This is a genomic window from Bacillus thuringiensis (assembly GCF_001182785.1).
GTDB classification, from domain to species: Bacteria; Bacillota; Bacilli; order Bacillales; family Bacillaceae_G; genus Bacillus_A; species Bacillus_A thuringiensis_S.
The window spans coordinates 5,239,456-5,260,675 of the sequence record NZ_CP012099.1; the positions used below are offsets into that span (position 1 = coordinate 5,239,456).

The window sequence follows — 21,220 nt, forward strand, 5'->3', positions numbered from 1 at the left end:
CATAATGTTATAAAAGAAAAAGCATCGAACATCGATGCTTTTTCTCTACTTCACTTTATTTCGTTCCAACATCCTTCTCCATTTCATCACTTGTCACATCTAGGACATCTAATAAGAAAATGAAAATTGGAATACCGATAATCAGTCCCCATACACCTAAGAAGTGCTCTGAGAAAATTAATACCATAAAAGTATAGAAAATCGGTAAATTTGTTTTTTGCGACATAAACTTCGGATTTAATACGTAACTTTCAAGCGCATGAATCACTGTTACGATAATTAAAATATAAACAACGTACATAATACCGCCAATATTGTAAGCAATCATACAAAGTGGGAATAACGAAATGATAACCCCCGCTACTGGAATTAAGCCAAGCAAGAAAATCATTAACGCTAAACCTAATAATTGCGGGAATCCTAATATCCATAATGCGATAACTGAAAGAACACAGTTAACAACAGCAATTAAAAATTGTGCTTCGATTACCTTTCCAAATGAGCGTGCAAATTTCTTTCCAAAGTACTCAATTTCAGTATAGAAAATTGCAAGCCTGCTTTCTTTAAACTTTGCAGTAAAACCAACAATACGAGATTTTTCTAGTAAGAAAAACAAACTCAAAATTAAAGAAAGTAAAACTTGAAGGCCAAATTTACCAACATTCGTAATCGATTTATACAAAATGTCTACGCCTTGTCCTACATATTTAGAAAGCTCCATATGATTGACAGCATTAACTGCATACCTAATTAGTTCACTATCTGGTGGGTTTCTTAAAAATACATTGAATTGGTAAATCAATTGTGAAATTTGTATCGTTAATACTGGTAAATATTTAAATAGCGTAATAGCAATTCCACCAATTAACATTACATATAGAAATGCTATAATAATTTTTCGATTAATAGGCATGAAATGATCTAATTTGCGGGAAATAAACTTTTGGAATCGATCCATTAAATACGTGAGAATAAACGTAATTAATATTAAATTCACCATACTTTGCAGCCCGTATAACACGAGAGCAAGTATTACTAATACGAGTAACCTCTGAAATCCTTTGCTTTGAAACAGGTTTTTTATTTGCATAATCGACGAATACTCTCTCCTGTCCTATAAACTAAAACGTTAATAAGTAGATTTCTCTCTCTTTTCTACTTTTAATTATTCATTCATATTAAGATTTTTATAAACTCATTATATGCCTACCTTAACAGGTATATAGTAGCTTACTTCTTATTTTACAATACAATGACCTAATTCAAAACGTATTCTACATAGTATTAATGAAGATTTAAGGAAACTTACATTTTTTTAAATAGGTCTTACCACTACTGTAACATAAAAAGCAAGCTATCAGTAGAAATCTGTCCTACAAATAGCTTGCTTTTCTTATTTTTTAAGTAAGTTTTACTATCCAATGAATGGCATGAACATTGGGATGACAACTACTGTTACAACCCCAACTACCGTTACAGCAATACTTGCCATCGCTGCCTCTACCTCACCCATTTCAATTCCTACTGCAACTCCTAATGCATGGCCCGCTGTTCCAAGTGCTAAACCTTTTGCAATCGGATGTTTCACTCTAAATGTTTTTAAGAATAATGCTCCTAATGCATATACGATAACTGCGTTGAAAATAACCGCAAACGATGTAATTGCAGGAATACCACCAATACTTTCTGAAATTGGTAACGCAATTGCTGTTGTTGCTGCTTGCGGTAGCATTGAATTCATTACTGCTGTATCTAAACCGATTGCTTTTGCAACAATGAACACGACAATTACTGAGCAAATAGATCCAACCACGATAGCTGATAAAATTTGCCACCAATATTTTTTCAACTTATCAACTTGTTTATATAGTGGGATAGCGAATGCAATTGTTGCTGGCTCTAAGAAGAAACTAATCATTTTTCCACCAGTATTATATTCTTCAAAAGTAAAGTTACCTACCTTTAGAAAGACAATGCCTAATACCATCGCTACGAATAATGGTGTAAATAGGAAGAACCCTTTTGAATGCTTGAATAATAATGTTCCGATTCCGTATGCGATTAATGAAACGACGATTCCGAAATATGGAGTCATTGTGCTTGCCATATTCATTACCTCCTAACAATATATAAATGCAATGGTTACGCAACCTTTCCGTGCTTGCGTCCTTTATTTACTACTTTCAATTCTTTTGTATCTTCTGTTTCTTTTTCATCTTTTCCTAAAATGAATTGTGCAAATAATCCTGTTACAGCGAGTAAAATAACTGTTGCTACAACAATTACAGTTAAAATTTGTACAAAGTATTGCCCCATTACACCAAGAGAATTAATAACTGAAATACCTGATGGGACGAAAAGGAATCCGATAATACCGGTTAAAGCTGTTCCAAGTGATTCAACTTGCTCCAATTTAATTACTTTTAAACATAATAGACTAAATAAAATAACTAACCCGATTACCGATGAAGGCATTGGAATTGGTAAATGCGTTGCAATAATATTTGAAATTAACATAATAGCTGAGAATATAAATGCTTGTGATAAGAAACTATATACTTTTTTCGTACTCATTTTGGCCACCTCTTTCGATTTGGTACCTTTATTGTATAGGATATAAACACCCAAGTAAGCGTTTACATAATGGAACGTCAAATATACAGAATCAGTTACAAATATAAAAGGATGAAATACAAAAGCCGCTTCTTAAATACGAAGCAGCTTCTTGAGTTCTTTTGCATATGTACGGCTAACAGGTACTTTCGATCCTTCTTTCATGATTAAATTATAAGTAGAATTGAACCATGGCTGAATTTCAGTAATATGATTAATATTCGCAATAAAGCTACGATGGATGCGCATGAAGCTTGCTTGTGGTAACTTCTTCTCTAAAATTACAAGTGTATCATGTGTTACATACGTTTCCCTCATTGTTTTTACTGTTACTTTCCCATCTACAAGCCCTACATATATAATGTCTTCAATATTCACAAGTACGATTGATTCTTCAATTGGTAATGCTAATTTATGCATCTCTGCTGCTACATCTGTCCCCTTTATTTCGTGCTTCGTTTCTATTTGCGCTTGTTTTTGTTTTTTATACTTCTTTAATGTTTGCACAATACGTTCTTCATCAAATGGTTTTAAAATGTAGTCTAATGCATCTACTTCAAATGCTTGCAACGCATATTGATCATAGGCAGTAGCAAATACAATTGCAGGTGGATTTTTCATCTTCTTTAATATATTCGCGATTTCAAATCCGTTATCATCGGATAATTGAATATCTAAAAACACAATATCTGGTCTACTTTGCATTAGTTCTTCTAATGCATCTTCCACACAATCAGCCTCACCAACTATCTCAACTTCTTTCGTTCTCTCTAATAAATACTTTAGTTCATCACGTGCTAACATTTCATCGTCAACTACTAATACTTTTAACACCCGGCTCTTCCTCCCCTGCTTTTTTTGGAATAATAAAGGTAATCTCCGTCCCTTTATTTAATTCACTTTCGATATGAAGCATCGTTTCTTTCCCAAATAACCCAATAAGACGTTCATTAATATTATATAAAGCTGTTCCAGTCCCTTTCTTTGATGAAACTACCATCTTTCCTAATTGTTCTAAACGTTCTTCCTCAATTCCCTGTCCATTATCTTTTACTTCAAAGTGAACCATACCCTCTTTTTCAAAAACATGCACTTCCACTTCGCATATTGGTTGCTTCTTCGGAAAAGCATGTCGCAATGCATTTTCAACCAATAGTTGAAGAACAAATGGTGGTACTAAAGTTGTTTTTAGCTCATCCTCAATATACATCTTTACCTCATACTTATTTGGGAACCTTGCTTGTTCTAGTGATAAGTATGCCTGTACGTGGTTTAATTCTTGCTCTAGTGGAATCAATAACTGACGTGCCCCTTGCAAATTACAACGAAAATACACGCTAAGCTGTAATAATAACTTCCTTGCTTTTTCTACATCTGTTCGGCATAAAGCTGATACTGTATTAATCGCATTAAATAAAAAGTGTGGGTTAATTTGCGCTTGTAATGCTTTTATCTCCGCATCTTGAAGTAATTTACTTTGCAACTCAGCTTCTCCTAACTCTAACTGCGTGGAGAATATTTTTGCTAACCCTTCTGCTAATTCTTCTTCAACGCGACTTAACTGGTTAGAATTTTTGAAATACAGTTTTAATGTACCTATCGTATTTCCATGTGAAGTTAGTGGAATAACAATAGCGGCTTGTAAGGGACAGCTTTCATGTTGGCAATTAATAACCTCACGTGATTTCGCCTTCATTATTTGCCCTGTATGTAAAACTTCTTTTGATAAACCAGTTATTAAACTATGTGAAGGAATATGGTGATCTGATGCTAATCCAACGTGCGCTAATATTTTCTCTGTATCTGTTAAAGATACCGCATCCGTTCCTGTAAAGCGGTGAATAATTTGTGCCACATGCTTACACGATTCTTCTGTTAAGCCTTGACGAAAATACGGTAACGTTTTATCAGCAATACGCAATACTTTATGAGTCTGAAGTGCTTTTGCATTCTCCTCCTGACGCAAAATAGCTTGTATCATAGAAAGTAAAATAAAACTCCCAAAACTATTTACAAGAATCATCGGTATCGCTATTGTTTTCACAACGCTAATTCCATCCTCTATAATTAATAAAATCATAACCATTTCTAAAGATACGATAAAAACACTTAAAACTGCTGAAAACTTAGGAGTAATTGTACGATTATATTTTTTGAAAATATATCCGATATAACCAGTTATAATCCCCGCTAAAATAGAAGAGATTGCGCAGCTTAGCGCTGTCGTACCACCAAGCATATAACGATGAATACCAGCAATAAACCCGACTCCAACCCCTACGATAGGGCCACCAAGTAAGCCACTAATACCAACACCCATAATACGCGTATTCGCAATTGTACTTGACGAAGAAACACCTTGTAACCAATTTTCATTCATAATCGTATTTCCTGCTATTTCAATCCCAGTGTAATTGCTTACAATTGTAAATACCGAAAAAATACAAATAAGCTTAAGCTTATCTACATAGCCGTCCTGTTTATGAAGGAGGCGCCTGAAAGTTTTAATATGAGAGAGTAAAAATCCTAAAATAACTATAAGTCCGACTCGTTCAATCATCATGAGTACTAAATTTAGCATCTTTGATTCATTCCTTTTTATTTAGTTAGTTTTATTATGGGAAAATAATGAAGTCGGCGTCAAGAAGAACGAAATGTTTTTTGAAATATTTTACACATAATAATCCCCTCTTTATTTGACAATACAATAGAAGAGTGCTAAAAATAAAGTAATATAATACAGTCCTTTAACACACCCCCGTGAGGTTGAGAAGGAAGTCGGAATACAATATACGTATGTTCTTTTTTGGGGATACGTATGCTTTTTTGGCCTTCTCATCATATCAGGTGAGAAGGCCTTTTGTTATTCTTCCATAGCGACTGTAGAAAATAAGGAGGAGTAATAATGAACGTCATTACTGATGTACAACAAACAACAGAGGAGACGAAAGCGAAAAGGTATAAAACATTATTTGGTTCTGCGCTAGGATATGCAGCAGAAGGTTTAGATATGTTGCTATTATCTTTCGTACTTGTCTATATTTTAAAAGAGTTTCACTTAAGTCCTGTTGAAGGTGGAAACTTAACATTAGCTACCACAATAGGGATGTTAATTGGTTCTTATTTATTTGGATTTATTGCTGATTTATTTGGACGTATTCGTACAATGGCCTTCACAATCTTACTGTTTTCACTAGCAACCGCACTCATTTATTTCGCAACAGACTACTGGCAATTATTAATTCTTCGCTTTTTAGTTGGAATGGGAGTTGGTGGTGAATTCGGAATCGGAATGGCCATTGTAACAGAAACATGGTCTAAAGAAATGCGCGCTAAAGCGACATCGGTTGTTGCACTTGGATGGCAATTTGGTGTACTAATTGCTTCACTCCTTCCAGCATTTATTGTCCCGCACTTTGGATGGAGAGCCGTTTTCTTATTTGGATTAATTCCAGCTTTACTAGCTGTCTATGTCCGTAAAAGTTTAAGTGAACCGAAAATATGGGAGCAAAAACAACACTACAAAAAGGAACTATTGCAAAAAGAAGCTGCAGGTAAATTAACACCTACTGAAGCAGAACAACTAAAACATATAAAAAAATTCCCACTTCGAAAGTTATTTGCCAGTAAAAAAGTAACAATCACAACAATCGGTCTTATTATTATGTCGTTTATCCAGAACTTCGGATATTATGGAATCTTCACATGGATGCCAACTATTTTAGCAAATAAATATAACTATACATTAGCAAAAGCAAGTGGCTGGATGTTCATTTCTACCATCGGTATGCTAATTGGAATTGCAACCTTTGGTATTCTGGCTGATAAAATTGGTCGTCGTAAAACCTTTGCAATTTATTATATTGGCGGTACAGTATACTGTCTCATTTACTTCTTCTTATTCACAGATTCAACATTATTATTATGGGGAAGTGCATTGCTTGGATTCTTTGCAAATGGCATGATGGGAGGATTTGGGGCAATTTTAGCTGAAAACTATCCTGCTGAAGCTCGATCTACCGCAGAAAACTTTATTTTCGGTACAGGACGTGGGTTAGCTGGATTTGGGCCTGTTATTATCGGCTTACTCGCTACAGGTGGCAACCTACTTGGAGCATTGTCCTTGATTTTTATCATCTACCCAATCGGGTTAATTACAATGCTACTATGTGTACCAGAAACAAAGGGAAAAGTATTAGATTAAACATAAAAGAGGAAGCAACTCATTTAAGATGCTTCCTCTTTTACGTTTTTATTTATTTTGATTTACTAGCCTTCTGAAATAAGAATGCAGTTTTATCTTCTTCTTTTACAATACCTTGTTTTAGTGCTAATTCTCCCGCAACTTTAGGCGCTAACCATAGCATTGGGAATAACAAAATTGATACCGGAACTGCCGTCACCACGATAAACGATTGTAGCGCATTAATGCTTCCTTCACCCATATATAAAAGAATTGCTGCAACTGCGCCCATAATAAGCGACCAAAAAATTCGCAAACTAATTCTAGGATCTCCGTCTCCAGTCACTGCCATCGAAATGGAATACGCCATTGAATCTCCTGTTGTCACTACAAACAAAATTGTTAATAAAAGAAATGCTGGTCCAATAATATTAGAAAGTGGCAATTGCCCTGTAATTGCAATCATAGCTGCCGGCATACCAGATTCGCTTAATGCGTCCGAGATAGACCCAGGATTCATTAACTCATAAAACACACCTGATCCCCCTAATATAGTAAACCAAAACGTTGTAATAATAGGTGCGATAATTCCAATTGCAACGATGATTTCTCGAATCGTTCTCCCTCTTGAAATTCGACTCACTAAAATTGCCATCATTGGTCCGTATCCAATAAACCATCCCCAGAAAAAGATTGTCCAAGATCCTAACCAACTTGTATCACCACGGTATGTGCTCATCGGTATAAACTCACTTACATAAAATCCAAACGAAGAAACAAACGAATCAATAATAAATCCACCTGGCCCAAATAGTAATATGAATGCCATTAATAAAATTGCTAATCTAACATTTAAATTACTTATAATTTGAATCCCTTTATCAATACCTGTTACTGCCGATATGGTAGACACGGCCACTACACAAACAATAATTGCTAATTGAGTAGTAAACACATCAGAAATTCCAAATAATTCTTGTAATCCATAACTTGCTTGTAAACCTAAAAATCCAATTGGGCCAATTGTACCTGCAGCTACCGCAATAATTGCAGCTGCATCAATTATCGTTCCAAGCAGGCTCTTTCTTAATTTTTCCCCAAAAATAGGATATAAAAGCGTTCGAGGTTTTAGCGGCATACCTTTATGATAATGTCCATACATCATAACTACCGCACTAATTGTACCTAAAATCGTCCATGCTAAAAATCCCCAATGCATATAACTTTGTGCTAAAGCAGGCATGACTGCTTCTTTCGTTCCAGCAGATATACCGTCATGTATTGGTGGCACCGTCATCAAATGGTACATTGGCTCTGCTGCTGCCCAAAAAACGCCACCTCCGGCAAGTAATGTAGACATAATAATAGCAAGCCATTTTGCCGTACTAATCTCAGGTTTTTCTAAATTACCTAGTTTGACCCTCCCATATTTCGAGAACGCCATACACATCGCAACAATAAATGTACCTAACAATAAAACTTGCCAGAAGGCACCGAAATATTTAATTGAAAAAGCAAAACTGGTATTAATCGCACTCTCTACATAATCCTTATTCAAAAAAACTGCAATTACAAATAATAAAAGTGAACCACCACTAATAATAAATACAGGCCAATCAGTTTTTCGACTCTTCATCCTCATTTACACTTCCTCCTTCCTCAGCAATCTAAAAAAACAACTTTATTATGTTTTATTGTTTAAACCCAAAACATAATAATTATATATGCATAATAATTTATCGGCTTTCCACATACTTATGTTGTCCCTAAAAATATGCCAAATCCCTTATTTAAAAGAAAAAAATCTCTTCCTCTTACATAAAAAAGCAAAACAAAAGACCTTATATTTCTATAAGGTCTTCGAAACAGAAATTTGATTATAACATAAGGAACTCCTTGGTTCAAAAATCCTCTTCCAAAAATAACCGAGAGTAAAGGCTTCCATTTGCTACATAACAGTAATTTAAAAAAATTATATTTTGCAGAAAAAAACTGCACTAAATATTATTTATGAAAGAAATTTGGCTTCAAAATTTCATTCGGATACGGTTTATGATAAATATGAGTGGTAGCTGGAGATAGCGGTGGAATAAGCCACACCCAATTACCTGTTACAACACGACCGCAAGCAGCTTCTTGCTTCTCAAATTGCTGAAATTGTTGTGCAGCAGTATGATGGTCAACAATACTAACTCCTTGTTTTTTAAAAGAGTGTAGTACGGCAATATTCAACTCAATTAGCGCCTTATCTTTCCATAACGTACCGTTTCTCGATGTATCTAAATCCATCATCTCCGCAACAGCCGGAAGTAAATTATAACGATCATAATCCGCTAAGTTGCGCGCCCCAATCTCTGTTCCCATATACCATCCATTGAACGGAGCGGCTGTATAAGAAATACCGCCAATTTCTAAGCGCATATCTGAAATCATTGGAACCCCATACCATTTTGCTCCAAGTGATGAAATAGGGTATTCTGGGTGTTCAATTCGCACTTCTTTTACTTCTTCTCTCGGAATTTCTTTATATATAGGCGCCTGCCCGTTTATAGAAAACACAAGTGGCAATACATCGAAATTCGTACCTTCTCCTTGCCAGCCAAGCTCCTGACAAAAGTCCGTAAATGCAGCGGAATCAGAGTCACCGATCACTCCCATTTCTGTTTTATATCCTGCATATCGAATCAATTGGTGATTATAAATTCGTATATTATTTTCCTCACCTTGATATTGCTTAAAAATCGTAATGGTTGGTTTAACTTTTCCGTCGTTCGTTGCATATTTAATATGATGAATTAATGCATTATATACACCCTCTTCATCATTTACTTCGCGCGCATCTAATATGTGCATCTTACTCCAAAATAGTCTTCCAATACATCTATTACTGTTACGCCATGCCATTCGTGAACCATGAACAAGTTCTTCAAATGTATGCTCATATGTCCCTGTCTTCTCTATCTCAATTTGAACTTCTTTTATACGTTCTTCTATCAATTTCTCTTTATGAAGCTCCTTATAACAAATCGTAATAAAATTACTTGCTTCCTCTATTAATTGTTTCGTTTTACTCATAAACGATCTCCTTCTATTTCAACAAAACGCTACTACTTTACAGTATAAGCAAAAAGGATAGGAGTCACAAATGAAAGTGAGAGTGTTACTTTTATTGTAATATTTTTCAGAAAATTAACAAGCTTACTATTGACTTACATGGAAAATGAGTGTATTTTTGACTCAGGTAAAGTATTTTTACCTAGACCAACTTTTAAATAGAAAGGAGGTAATCTTATGTCTTCATTCCAATTGCCAAAGCTTTCATATGACTATGATGAACTAGAGCCACATATCGATAGCAATACACTTTCCATTCATCATGGAAAGCACCATGCGACATACGTAAATAATTTAAATGCTACTTTAGAAAATTATACTGAATTACATAATAAATCTTTAGAAGAATTGCTATGTAATTTAGATGCTTTACCGAAGGAAATTGTTACGGCTGTACGAAATAACGGTGGTGGTCACTATTGTCATAGTCTTTTTTGGGAAGTGATGAGCCCACGAGGTGGCGGTGAGCCTAATGGAGACGTTGCAAAAGTAATTGATTATTATTTCAATACCTTTGACAACTTAAAAGATCAACTTTCCAAAGCAGCTATTAGTCGTTTTGGAAGTGGCTATGGATGGCTTGTTCTTGACGGTGAGGAACTCTCTGTTATGAGTACACCAAATCAAGATACGCCTTTGCAAGAAGGGAAAATCCCCTTACTCGTAATTGATGTATGGGAACATGCTTATTATTTAAAGTATCAAAATCGGCGCCCAGAGTTTGTTACCAATTGGTGGCATACAGTAGACTGGGACCAAGTAAACGAGAAGTATTTACAAGCAATTCAATCGCAAAAACATTAGTCGTACGTATAAGGTAAATTTGGTAATGTAAAATCAGTATTGTCGAAATCCTCCAGAATCCCCCGGATTGCCACCGGGGGATTTATGATTACTTCATTTTATTTATATAATGTTTTAAAACATTTTTTATTTCTAGTTTCAGCTCTCGGAATAAAAATCCGGATTCACGAGCCTTTCCATTATGTAGCGTACAGTTAGTTACTTCATTATAAGGAGCTATATTTTCCCCAACTTCCTGGATAAGTGCTTTTATTCCCGTCTTCTCTTCTATGAAATGAATAATTTCTTCCGTAGAAACTACTCCGTTACTACAGGCGTTAATTGGTCCTTTCACATTTTCCATTCCGCACCAAGCTAGAAACTCTCCTGCCTCTTTTTCATGTATAAATGACAAAGCTCCATCTATATAATCCACAACGATAGGGTTTTGGTTCACAACACATTCAACGTAAAATTGTAACCTTTTCGTATAGTCATTTTCTCCAATAACAACTGGAAAACGCACTGCAACGACTGGGAATGTTGCATATTGAAATAAAACCGATTCGGCTAATCGCTTTCCTTCACTATAATTAAAATCATTCCTATCTCCATATGTAATTGCATATTCGTATGGATTAAAGTCCTCTTCTAACAAGCTTAATGCAGGTTCATAGACAGCCATTGAAGATGTCATAATATACTTCTTCGTTTTTCCTTTCAAAACTTCACATACCATTTTCGCTGCATTTGAGCTATAGCATAAATTATCGTATACAATATCATAACTTTTTCCTTCTAGACGCTTTTCTAGTAGCTTTCCATCTTCTCTATCAACAATTATTCTTTTTACTGCGCTACCAAAAGAATCTTCAGTAACTCCCCTCGTGGCAATTGTTACATCGTGTCCAGCTTGCAAAAGGTACTCTACTAAATGTTTACCAAAAAACCTTGTTCCTCCTAGCACCAACACTTTCTTCAATTTCATCATCCCCATTTTCATGATTTATGAGATACCACCTTTTTTATTATAAAACGCTAATATATAAAAAAGCATGAAATCAGTTTAACGATTCCATGCTTTTATGCAGATCATATATTAACGTACTCGATATTTATAAATACAATAACAGAAGTACAAAATAGAAATTACTGATACATAAACCCATAGTTCATATACGAATCCCTCTCCCCATACTCCCATAAAATAAAATAGTGAAGGTAAAGTCAATGTTACCCATGATTGTACGAAGGCAATCCTTCCAAGATATTGATTGATATTCTTCTTTTGTGTATTTAGCACAAAGAATAAATACCAAAGTAATGCCCACATAAACCACGTTAATGCATTAACAACATCATGGAATTGAACAAATGAAACAACCATATAGAATAAAGCAATAATTGCTACCCAAATACAAAACCATCCTAGACCACTACTATCCATTCCTTTTATAAAAGTAACACCTACATATAAATAAGTTAATCCAAATAAGAACGTAGCCGCATATGAATACACTGTCCAATTGCTTTGGTCAGAAATCATGATCAAATAAAACGGAATGATAATTTGTAGTGCACCCACAAATAAATTAAAAACACCCGCACTTTTCATCTCTGCTTTCCCTAATATAACAAGACTATTTAAAAATAAAGCTGCCCCTGAAAGTAATAATCCTACATAACCCATATATATTCGTGTGAAAATCTTTACCTTTCACACTTTTAACCTCCCCACACTATAAAGTGATACTTATATTATTTTTCTTCTCATTTAAAACTACATACATAATTTTTCATCCAAATAAGTCAGACCTCCTACCTTAAAAAGGAGCGAACTTAAAACGCTTTCAATAATAAATAATCCTATCAAAACATGAACTAGGATTCCTTGATTATAAACGGACTCTAGCAATGATACAAGTGTTGGAATACTTTTCAATAATACGCTTTCAATTTCTATAAAAAATTAATAAAATAATACATTCCTCTATCTCATTCTACTACCTTCTAGCATAAGATATTGTAAAATCATATCATTTTAAGAAAGGTTTGATATTTATGCCTCTTCATTATCCAAATCATTCTGTTTTTCACTCTACAGGTGTGTTAACAAGAGAGCCTGCAACTATTTCAGCAGTCGTAAACATTGTAAATTTAGATGCATATTACGCTCACTATGTAAATATAGAAGTGTGGGATTGGTCTAATTATTCTAATCCTGTAAAGTTACCTGTATTAATTGGTGAAAATGTAGAAGTAGAATTCCCATATGTTTTACAAGGCAATCATCTCGCAGTCTTTTATGCTAATTTAGATGAGACTGTTGATTTGTATGAAATACGTATTTCTTATCCCGCTCACTCCAATATTATTGCAAATTGTTTCGGGCGAAGTCTCCCACCATATACAAGTCAAGAGGGAAACACAGTATATCACAAACAACTTGTTCGAATTCATTAATTCCTCCTATTATGTAATAGGTGGTGGTCCGTAATACATTCTTTCTTATAAGAAAATTGTATTACGGGACCTAAAACGCGATAGTACCCCTTAGCAGTTTTTGATTGTTTCAAACCCTCAATTTTGTATAAGGAATAGGCTTGATTCAAAACCTTTAATTTCTTTTAATAAATTTACATATGCTCGCTGAAATTTCTCTTGTGTTGCTGGCTGATCATAAAGTGAAACTTTAATTAGTGGGGGATTTTACGGACAGTTGATCCCCCATCTATATCCTTTCCGATAATTTTCCTGATTTATAACAATACCTCTGTAGCACTTTTCAATCTTCATTCACTTACTACTAGGCTATATTAAATACAATTTCGTTCTAAAACGAGAAATAGAACGCATACTTAATAATCAATACCTTTACTTACATTGAAAATATTGATTCCTACATGTGTTGCCAGCCAAATATTCCTATAAAATAGCGAACGTTCTTTTCTAGGTTCGCTAATAAACTTAATAGAAAATGAATATAAAAAATGACCTCTTGCTTTTATGCAAAGGTCATTTTTTTATATTCATCATTAAACTTCTAAATAGCCATTTTTATTATTTGATTGCCATTTCCAAGAATCTGCACACATTTCTTCTAATCCACGTGTTGCCTCCCAGCCTAATTCACGCTTTGCTTTCGATGCATCAGCAAAACATACTGCCACATCACCTGGGCGACGCTCTGTAATTTTATAAGGAACTTTCTTGCCCGAAACTTTTTCAAACGCTTCAACCATCTCTAGTACACTATAGCCCATACCTGTGCCCAGGTTATAAGCATCTACTCCTGTTGTACTCAGTACTTTCTCAAGTGCCTTTACGTGACCATTTGCTAAGTCCACAACATGGATGTAATCACGGACTCCCGTTCCATCTTTCGTTGGATAGTCATTTCCGAATACACTTAATTCTTTTAACTTACCTATTGCTACTTGCGTTACATATGGCATTAAGTTATTTGGGATTCCATTTGGATCTTCTCCGATACGCCCACTTTCGTGTGCACCAAATGGATTGAAATAGCGAAGTAATGCAATACTCCATTCTGCATCTGCAAATGCTACATCACGCATAATTTGCTCAATCATTAATTTCGTTTGACCATATGGATTTGTTGCACTTAATGGAAACTCCTCCGTAATCGGTGACGTTTCCGGGATACCATATACAGTTGCAGATGAACTAAAGATCATCTTCTTAACATTATGTTTCTGCATTACTTCACATAGCACTAACGTGCTTGTAATGTTGTTATGATAATATGTTAATGGAATCGCTACTGACTCCCCTACAGCTTTAAATCCTGCAAAGTGAATAACTGCGTCAATTGCATTTTCTTCAAAAATTGCGTCAATTGCTTCATGATTTAAAACATCTTCTTTATAAAACTTAAATTGTTTTCCTGTTATTTCTTTCACTCGATTTATAGATTCTACCGAGCTATTCGAAAGGTTATCCACTACTATAACTTCGTAACCGCTATTTAGTAATTCTACACATGTATGACTACCAATATATCCTGCTCCACCTGTTACAAGTATTGCCATAATTATAGTCCTCCATATTTCATTCATTATAAACTTCTCAAAGTATATCACATATTTCTTATCCTATGTTTAACATGCGAACACAGAAACTTACATTTTATCCCATAATAATTTTATAACATATACGATTCTCATCAGGTAATAAAAAAACGCCACATAATTTTTATTATGTGGCGTTTTTTTATTAAATTACGTAACAATATACACTTAGAAAATGCGCAAGACTACCTAATAATACAAAAACATGAAAAATTTCATGATGCCCCATATATTTAAACTCTAACCATTTTGGCTTTGTTCCATAAATAAATCCACCAATTGTATAAAAAATGCCTCCAAGTACTAAGAAAATAATGCCTCCTGTACTTAAATTCTCAGCTAACGGTGCAAAGAATAAAACAATTAACCAACCCATCGTAATATAAATTGCTGTCGATAACCATCTTGGACAATTAAACCAAAACATTTTAAATACAATGCCACAAATCGCAGTTGCATAGACTAAACAAAATAATAGTAAACCACTTGCTGAATTTAATGTAATCAAGCAAAAGGGTGCATATGTACCTGCAATTAATATAAAAATCATAGAATGATCTAGCTTCCTAAAGAAGTAAATAACACGTTCATTGGCCACAACACTATGATACACAGCTGACGCCGTATAAAGGACCATCATTCCAATACCAAACAAAATAACAGCTGTAATTGCAGCAAATGATGGCATCTTAATAGAAACTTTCACAAGCATAGCTAATAAGGCAATAAATGATAATATCGCTCCACCTAAGTGAGTAAATGCGTTAACTGGTTCCCTTACATAAGTATTCATAATAACACCCCTCATATAATTACATGTAGTTTTGATAACTACATGTAATTATATACACATTTCTTTTTAAGGTCAACATTTACAATTCATTTGTTTCGTAATACCATATTTAAAGATATATTAAACATTAAGTTCCACTAAGTTATAAAAGTGAGGGATTCTACGTGGAAAATATAAATGAATTACTTGAGACATTACATTTAGAAAAAAATATTAAACTTGAGGATATTCCAAATGTTGACTTATATGTAGACCAAGTTGTCCAACTATTTGAGAATACTTATGCAGATACAACGAGAACTGATGATGAAAAAGTATTAACAAAAACGATGATTAATAATTACGCAAAAGGGAAACTATTTATCCCTATCAAAAATAAAAAGTATTCAAAAGAGCATATGATTTTAATTAGCCTGATTTACCAATTAAAGGGCGCACTCTCCATTAACGATATAAAAAGTTCATTAGAAAATATAAATGACTCCTTATTAAACGATGATTCATTTGAATTAAATGCGGTATATAAAAATTATCTTACTCTTACTGAAAGCAATGTCGAAAGCTTTAAACAAGACGTAAATAAACGTGTTACAGAAGTAAATGAGATTTCTTCCTTAGAAGATACAAAGCTAGAAAAATTTCTACTACTAACATCCTTCGTGACTATGAGTAATATGTATAGACGTTTAGCAGAGCAACTAGTTGATGATTTGAAAAAATCATAAATAAAAAACTATCCACCTATTAAAGTGGATAGTTTTTTATTTACTTAATTGCCTCATGAACTTTTAATTGTTTCCCTTTAATCGTTGTAGTCTTCATGACTTTCAAGACAAGTGGTCCTTTTCCATTTAATATTTCAACGTAAGAAACGTTATCTTGTATCGTAATAATGCCTATATCTTCTGCTGTAACACCTTTAATTTTAGCAATTGTACCGACGAAATCTACCGCTCTAATTTTCTTTTTCTTCCCGCCATTAAAGTACAGCTTCATAATGCCTTTGTTTATGTCCGCATTTTTATCTTTCTTTATAATTGGTTTAGCATGTATCTTTTCTTCAAATGCAGCTTTCTCTTTCATAACTTCTTCTTTTGAAGGTCCAATTGCCTTTGGAATTTCAAAACCAATATAATCCTCAATCTCTTCTAAAAATCTATTTTCATATGGTGTTATAAATGTAATAGCTTTTCCACTATTTCCAGCTCGTCCCGTTCTTCCAGTACGATGTACATAGCTTTCTTTTTCAAGTGGAATATCATAATTAATAACATGTGTAATATTATCAATATCGATTCCTCTCGCAGCCACGTCTGTTGCTACTAAATAACGGAATTTCCCTTTTCTAAAATCATCCATGACTTCAAAACGATCTTCTTGTACCATACCACCATGTATTTTGTCGCAAGGATAGTTTGCTCGTTTTAACTGTCTATATACATGATCTACATTTTCTTGTGTACGACAGAAAATAATACAACTATCAGGATTCTCAATCGTTGTTACATCTTTAAGTAGTGAAAGCTTCTCGTCTTCTATCACCTCAAAAAGAGTATGTTCAATTTTATCCGTTGTAATCCCGGCCGCTTTAATTTCAATATGAATTGGTGAATTCATATATGTACGAGATAATTTTTCAACATCTTCTGGAAGTGTTGCTGAAAATAACATTGTCATTCTTTTTGTAGGTAATTCATCAATAATTGCCTCTACTTGATCGATAAAGCCCATATTTAGCATCTCATCTGCTTCATCAATAACTAAATACTTCAAACACTCTAAAGAAAGGGTACCCTTTTCAATATGATCCAACACACGACCAGGAGTCCCAACTACAATATGTGTCTTTTGCTTTAATTCTAATTTTTGACGTGCAAATGGAGATTTCCCATAAACTGCCGCAGCCTTAATCCTTTTGAATCGACCTATATTCGTAATATCTTCTTTTACCTGTACCGCAAGCTCTCTCGTTGGTGTTAAAACTAATGCTTGTGGTTTATTCTCTTCCCACTCCACCATTTCACAAAGTGGAATACCAAATGAAGCTGTTTTTCCACTTCCAGTCTGGGACTTCACAACAAGATCCTTCTTTTGTAATGCGACTGGAATAACCTCACCTTGTACTTCTGTTGGATGATCATATCCTAACCCAGTAAGTGCCCTTACAATTTCCTTACTTAATTTATAATCAGAAAAACTTTTTTTACTCATATATTAACCTCATTTTATTCTGTATTATTTTCTTTTTTATCTTTTGTATACGTTACTATCACCCTACTTATTATACTTGAAACCTCACATAAAAAGGTGGATCATGCCAGATTCATCTTTTTATATAGAAATAAACCTTATCATTTCATATATTGTTCAACTAATTGATAACATCTTTTGCTCGTATTGTTAGCATTAACCCTTTCATAGTACCCTCGCCCTACCAAAAAATAAAAAGAATACATACAACCTTGTGTAATTATCTCAATTTTTCAACCTTTCCCATAAACGAACAATACAATTGAAAAAACGTTTTAAATTCGTTTTTAACGTTGTTTTTCAGATATAAAATCTACTTTTTCAAAAAATGTTAAGAAATCCTTTGACTTCTTAATAAAAATAATGTAAATTATCCTATGGACGAACATTTTTGATTAATAAAAATAAAATATTCGTATTTTAGGGGTGTAAATGATGGAAAACGTATTCGACTATGAAGATATTCAATTAATTCCTGCAAAATGTATTGTAAATAGCCGCTCTGAATGTGATACAACTGTCACTTTAGGAAAACATAAATTTAAATTACCTGTCGTGCCTGCAAATATGCAAACGATTATTGATGAAAGAATCGCAACTTATTTAGCTGAAAACAATTACTTCTATATCATGCATCGTTTCCAACCAGAGAAACGAATCTCATTCATTAGAGATATGCAATCACGTGGATTAATCGCTTCTATCAGCGTTGGTGTAAAAGAGGACGAATATGAATTCGTACAACAATTAGCTGCTGAGCAACTTACACCTGAATATATCACGATTGATATCGCACACGGTCATTCTAATGCTGTGATCAACATGATTCAACATATTAAAAAACATTTACCAGAGAGCTTCGTTATCGCTGGAAACGTTGGAACTCCAGAAGCGGTAAGAGAATTAGAAAATGCTGGTGCTGATGCAACAAAAGTTGGTATTGGACCTGGTAAAGTTTGTATTACTAAAATTAAAACAGGCTTCGGAACTGGTGGTTGGCAGCTAGCTGCACTTCGCTGGTGTGCAAAAGCTGCAAGTAAGCCAATTATCGCTGATGGTGGTATTCGTACACACGGCGACGTAGCTAAATCTATTCGATTTGGGGCAACTATGGTAATGATCGGTTCTCTATTCGCTGGTCACGAAGAGTCTCCAGGGGAAACTATCGAAAGAGATGGCAAACTTTATAAAGAATACTTCGGTTCTGCTTCTGAATTCCAAAAGGGTGAGAAGAAAAACGTTGAAGGTAAGAAAATGTTCGTTGAGCATAAAGGTTCTTTAGAAGATACGTTAATCGAAATGGAACAAGATCTTCAATCTTCTATCTCTTACGCTGGTGGAACAAAACTAGATGCTATTCGTACTGTAGATTATGTTGTCGTGAAAAACTCGATTTTCAATGGTGACAAAGTATATTAATTCTTAAATTTAAAAAGAAGGAGAAGCATTTCTATGCTTCTCCTTCTTTTTCATATATAAAAATGTAAAATATTTTTATTTTACTGAATTTTCTAGTATCATATTTTTAGATGCTTTTAATAAGGGGGATGTAAGACATGAAAACTATAATTGAGAATCGTCTTGTTCGTGCGGAAGTACCTAACGAACTAAAATGGGATTTGTCTGATTTGTATAAGTCTGATGATGAGTGGCATACCGCATTAAACGTATTAGAAAATAATATACAGAAACTTGATGCATTTAAAGGACGGTTACATACTAACTCCACAACTTTATTAAATTGTCTACTTTTAGAAGAAGAGCTTTTAATGAAGTTAACAAAACTGTACTCATATGCAAATTTAAAAGAATCTACTGATCGTACAAATCCAATCATTCAAGCGAACTCTTCCAAAATTTCTGCTTTATGGACGAAAGTACATACTGCACTATCCTTTATTCATAATGAAATCCTCTCATTCGACGAAGGAACAATTGAAAAATATTTAACTGAAGAAACAAAACTCGAACCTTTCCGTAAGTCGTTACTAGAAATACTCCAAAAAAGGCAGCACACACTCTCTCCTGAAACAGAAGAAGCACTTGCTACACTTGGCGAAGTTCATAGTTCTCCATACAAAATTTACGGCATGACTAAATTGGCAGATATGGATTTCACTTCTATACAAGACGAACAAGGAAACGAACTCCCTGTTTCTTTCGCATTATTTGAAAGCAAATATGAATTTTCTCCAAGCGCATACATACGTAGAAAAGCATACTCATCATTTGTTTCCACTTTGAAGCGCTATAAAAATACAGTTGCGACTACATATGCTACCGAAGTAAAAAAACAAGTAACACTTTCTCGTTTACGTAAATATGAATCCGTTACCCATATGCTATTAGAACCACAAAAGGTTCCACTTGAAATGTATAACAACCAACTTGATATTATTTATAAAGAATTAGCACCTCATATGCGCCGTTTTGCAGATTTAAAAAAGAAAGTATTAGGACTCGATCAAATGCTTTTCTGTGACTTACATGCACCTTTAGATCCCGAATTTAATCCGGCGATTACTTATGAAGAAGCAGGCACGCTCATTCAAGATTCTTTAAAAGTATTAGGCGATGAATATAGTTCCATAATCGAAAAAGGATTCAAAGAAAGATGGGTAGATCTTGCAGATAACGTAGGCAAATCAACAGGGGCATTTTGCTCAAGTCCATACGGCTCTCATCCCTATATTTTAATTACATGGCAAAATACGATGCGTGGATGCTTCACATTAGCACATGAATTTGGACATGCTGGTCATTTCTATTTAGCAAATAAAAATCAACGTATCATGAACGTACGTCCATCTATGTACTTTGTTGAAGCACCATCAACTATGAATGAATTACTATTAGCTCAGCATTTACTAGCGACTACCGACGATAAGAGAATGCGCAGATGGGTCATTCTACAACTACTCGGCACATATTATCACAACTTTGTTACTCATTTACTTGAGGGTGAATATCAACGTAGAGTATATGCTCTAGCAGAAGAAGGACAGGCCCTTACAGCTACAACTTTAACTGAAATTAAAACAAATGTCCTTTCGACATTCTGGGGAGATTCTGTGGAAATCGATGAAGGTGCGGGCTTAACTTGGATGCGTCAGCCTCATTATTATATGGGGCTATATTCTTACACATATTCCGCAGGCCTCACTGCATCTACTGCAGTAGCTCAAATGATTAAAGAAGAAGGACAACCTGCTATTGATCGCTGGTTAGATGTGCTTCGCGCTGGTGGTACAATGAAACCACTTGAACTAATGAAACATGCCGGAATAGATATGTCAAAACCAGATGCAATCCGTAAAGCTGTTTCTTACGTTAGTTCATTAATTGATGAATTAGAGCATTCTTATCAAGAATAAAAAAATAAGCCCTCGCTTT

General features: G+C 34.3%; 18 protein-coding genes. 6 read left to right on the plus strand and 12 right to left on the minus strand.

All coding sequences use genetic code 11. From position 1 onward, the window contains the following. Positions 1 to 55 precede the first annotated feature (55 nt). The 5 genes from AC241_RS27015 to lytS all read right to left on the minus strand — a co-directional run bounded on the left by AC241_RS27015 (position 56) and on the right by lytS (position 5,194). On the minus strand, positions 56 to 1,090 hold the full coding sequence (locus AC241_RS27015) for an AI-2E family transporter (RefSeq protein WP_050844775.1): 1,035 nt from the start codon (positions 1,088 to 1,090) through the stop codon (positions 56 to 58). Positions 1,091 to 1,414: 324 nt separating this feature from the next. Then, positions 1,415 to 2,107 carry an antiholin-like protein LrgB gene (lrgB, locus tag AC241_RS27020; RefSeq protein WP_000168869.1) on the minus strand — a complete coding sequence of 231 codons (693 nt, stop codon included), beginning with the start codon at positions 2,105 to 2,107 and terminating at the stop codon, positions 1,415 to 1,417. 35 nt (positions 2,108 to 2,142) lie between these two features. Further along, a complete protein-coding gene (gene lrgA, locus AC241_RS27025) occupies positions 2,143 to 2,574 on the minus strand; it encodes an antiholin-like murein hydrolase modulator LrgA (protein WP_000104901.1) in 432 nt (143 codons plus the stop codon). Between the two features lie 132 nt (positions 2,575 to 2,706). Further along, positions 2,707 to 3,447 (minus strand): LytR/AlgR family response regulator transcription factor, encoded by a 741-nt coding sequence (locus tag AC241_RS27030; protein WP_000921848.1) that lies wholly within the window; start codon positions 3,445 to 3,447, stop codon positions 2,707 to 2,709. Then, positions 3,425 to 5,194 (minus strand): two-component system sensor histidine kinase LytS, encoded by a 1,770-nt coding sequence (lytS, locus tag AC241_RS27035; RefSeq protein ID WP_050844777.1) that lies wholly within the window; start codon positions 5,192 to 5,194, stop codon positions 3,425 to 3,427. The genes AC241_RS27030 and lytS overlap by 23 nt, the downstream gene beginning before the upstream one ends. 324 nt (positions 5,195 to 5,518) lie before the next feature. On the opposite strand from lytS, the gene AC241_RS27040 reads away from it, so the two are divergent. Then, entirely contained in the window at positions 5,519 to 6,817 is a 1,299-nt protein-coding gene (locus AC241_RS27040) for an MFS transporter (RefSeq protein WP_050844779.1), read from the plus strand. A 52-nt stretch (positions 6,818 to 6,869) separates the two neighbouring features. On the opposite strand, the gene AC241_RS27045 is transcribed toward AC241_RS27040, so the two are convergent. Further along, positions 6,870 to 8,438 (minus strand): BCCT family transporter, encoded by a 1,569-nt coding sequence (locus AC241_RS27045; protein WP_043937454.1) that lies wholly within the window; start codon positions 8,436 to 8,438, stop codon positions 6,870 to 6,872. A 362-nt stretch (positions 8,439 to 8,800) separates the two neighbouring features. Next, complete coding sequence (locus AC241_RS27050; protein ID WP_050844781.1) at positions 8,801 to 9,871, minus strand: nitric oxide synthase oxygenase; 1,071 nt, start codon at positions 9,869 to 9,871, stop codon at positions 8,801 to 8,803. A 216-nt stretch (positions 9,872 to 10,087) separates the two neighbouring features. On the opposite strand from AC241_RS27050, the gene sodA reads away from it, so the two are divergent. After that, on the plus strand, positions 10,088 to 10,714 hold the full coding sequence (sodA, locus tag AC241_RS27055; protein WP_050844783.1) for a superoxide dismutase [Mn]: 627 nt from the start codon (positions 10,088 to 10,090) through the stop codon (positions 10,712 to 10,714). An 88-nt stretch (positions 10,715 to 10,802) separates the two neighbouring features. Here sodA and AC241_RS27060 read toward each other — a convergent pair whose 3' ends face one another. Further along, entirely contained in the window at positions 10,803 to 11,696 is an 894-nt protein-coding gene (locus tag AC241_RS27060; RefSeq protein ID WP_050844785.1) for an NAD-dependent epimerase/dehydratase family protein, read from the minus strand. A 96-nt stretch (positions 11,697 to 11,792) separates the two neighbouring features. Next, positions 11,793 to 12,383, minus strand: coding sequence for an AmiS/UreI family transporter (locus AC241_RS27065; protein WP_000542569.1), 591 nt, complete (start codon positions 12,381 to 12,383; stop codon positions 11,793 to 11,795). 371 nt (positions 12,384 to 12,754) lie between these two features. Between AC241_RS27065 and AC241_RS27070 the strand changes: the two genes are divergently transcribed. Further along, a complete protein-coding gene (locus AC241_RS27070) occupies positions 12,755 to 13,156 on the plus strand; it encodes a hypothetical protein (protein ID WP_016079559.1) in 402 nt (133 codons plus the stop codon). Between the two features lie 572 nt (positions 13,157 to 13,728). On the opposite strand, the gene galE is transcribed toward AC241_RS27070, so the two are convergent. Then, a complete protein-coding gene (gene galE, locus AC241_RS27075; RefSeq protein WP_016084366.1) occupies positions 13,729 to 14,745 on the minus strand; it encodes a UDP-glucose 4-epimerase GalE in 1,017 nt (338 codons plus the stop codon). A gap of 184 nt (positions 14,746 to 14,929) precedes the next feature. After that, a complete protein-coding gene (gene trhA, locus AC241_RS27080) occupies positions 14,930 to 15,577 on the minus strand; it encodes a PAQR family membrane homeostasis protein TrhA (protein WP_001099728.1) in 648 nt (215 codons plus the stop codon). 164 nt (positions 15,578 to 15,741) lie between these two features. Between trhA and AC241_RS27085 the strand changes: the two genes are divergently transcribed. Next, on the plus strand, positions 15,742 to 16,302 hold the full coding sequence (locus AC241_RS27085; RefSeq protein ID WP_029443708.1) for a DUF1836 domain-containing protein: 561 nt from the start codon (positions 15,742 to 15,744) through the stop codon (positions 16,300 to 16,302). 40 nt (positions 16,303 to 16,342) lie between these two features. Here AC241_RS27085 and AC241_RS27090 read toward each other — a convergent pair whose 3' ends face one another. Next, on the minus strand, positions 16,343 to 17,788 hold the full coding sequence (locus tag AC241_RS27090; RefSeq protein ID WP_016079555.1) for a DEAD/DEAH box helicase: 1,446 nt from the start codon (positions 17,786 to 17,788) through the stop codon (positions 16,343 to 16,345). Positions 17,789 to 18,262: 474 nt separating this feature from the next. Here AC241_RS27090 and guaC point away from each other — a divergent pair, with 474 nt between their 5' ends. Both guaC and pepF read left to right on the plus strand, forming a co-directional pair. After that, the gene (gene guaC, locus AC241_RS27095) at positions 18,263 to 19,246 is read left to right on the plus strand and encodes a GMP reductase (RefSeq protein ID WP_000432447.1); all 984 of its coding nucleotides are present in this window, start codon (positions 18,263 to 18,265) and stop codon (positions 19,244 to 19,246) included. A gap of 137 nt (positions 19,247 to 19,383) precedes the next feature. After that, the gene (gene pepF, locus AC241_RS27100; protein WP_050844787.1) at positions 19,384 to 21,201 is read left to right on the plus strand and encodes an oligoendopeptidase F; all 1,818 of its coding nucleotides are present in this window, start codon (positions 19,384 to 19,386) and stop codon (positions 21,199 to 21,201) included. The last annotated feature ends 19 nt before the right edge of the window (positions 21,202 to 21,220 follow it).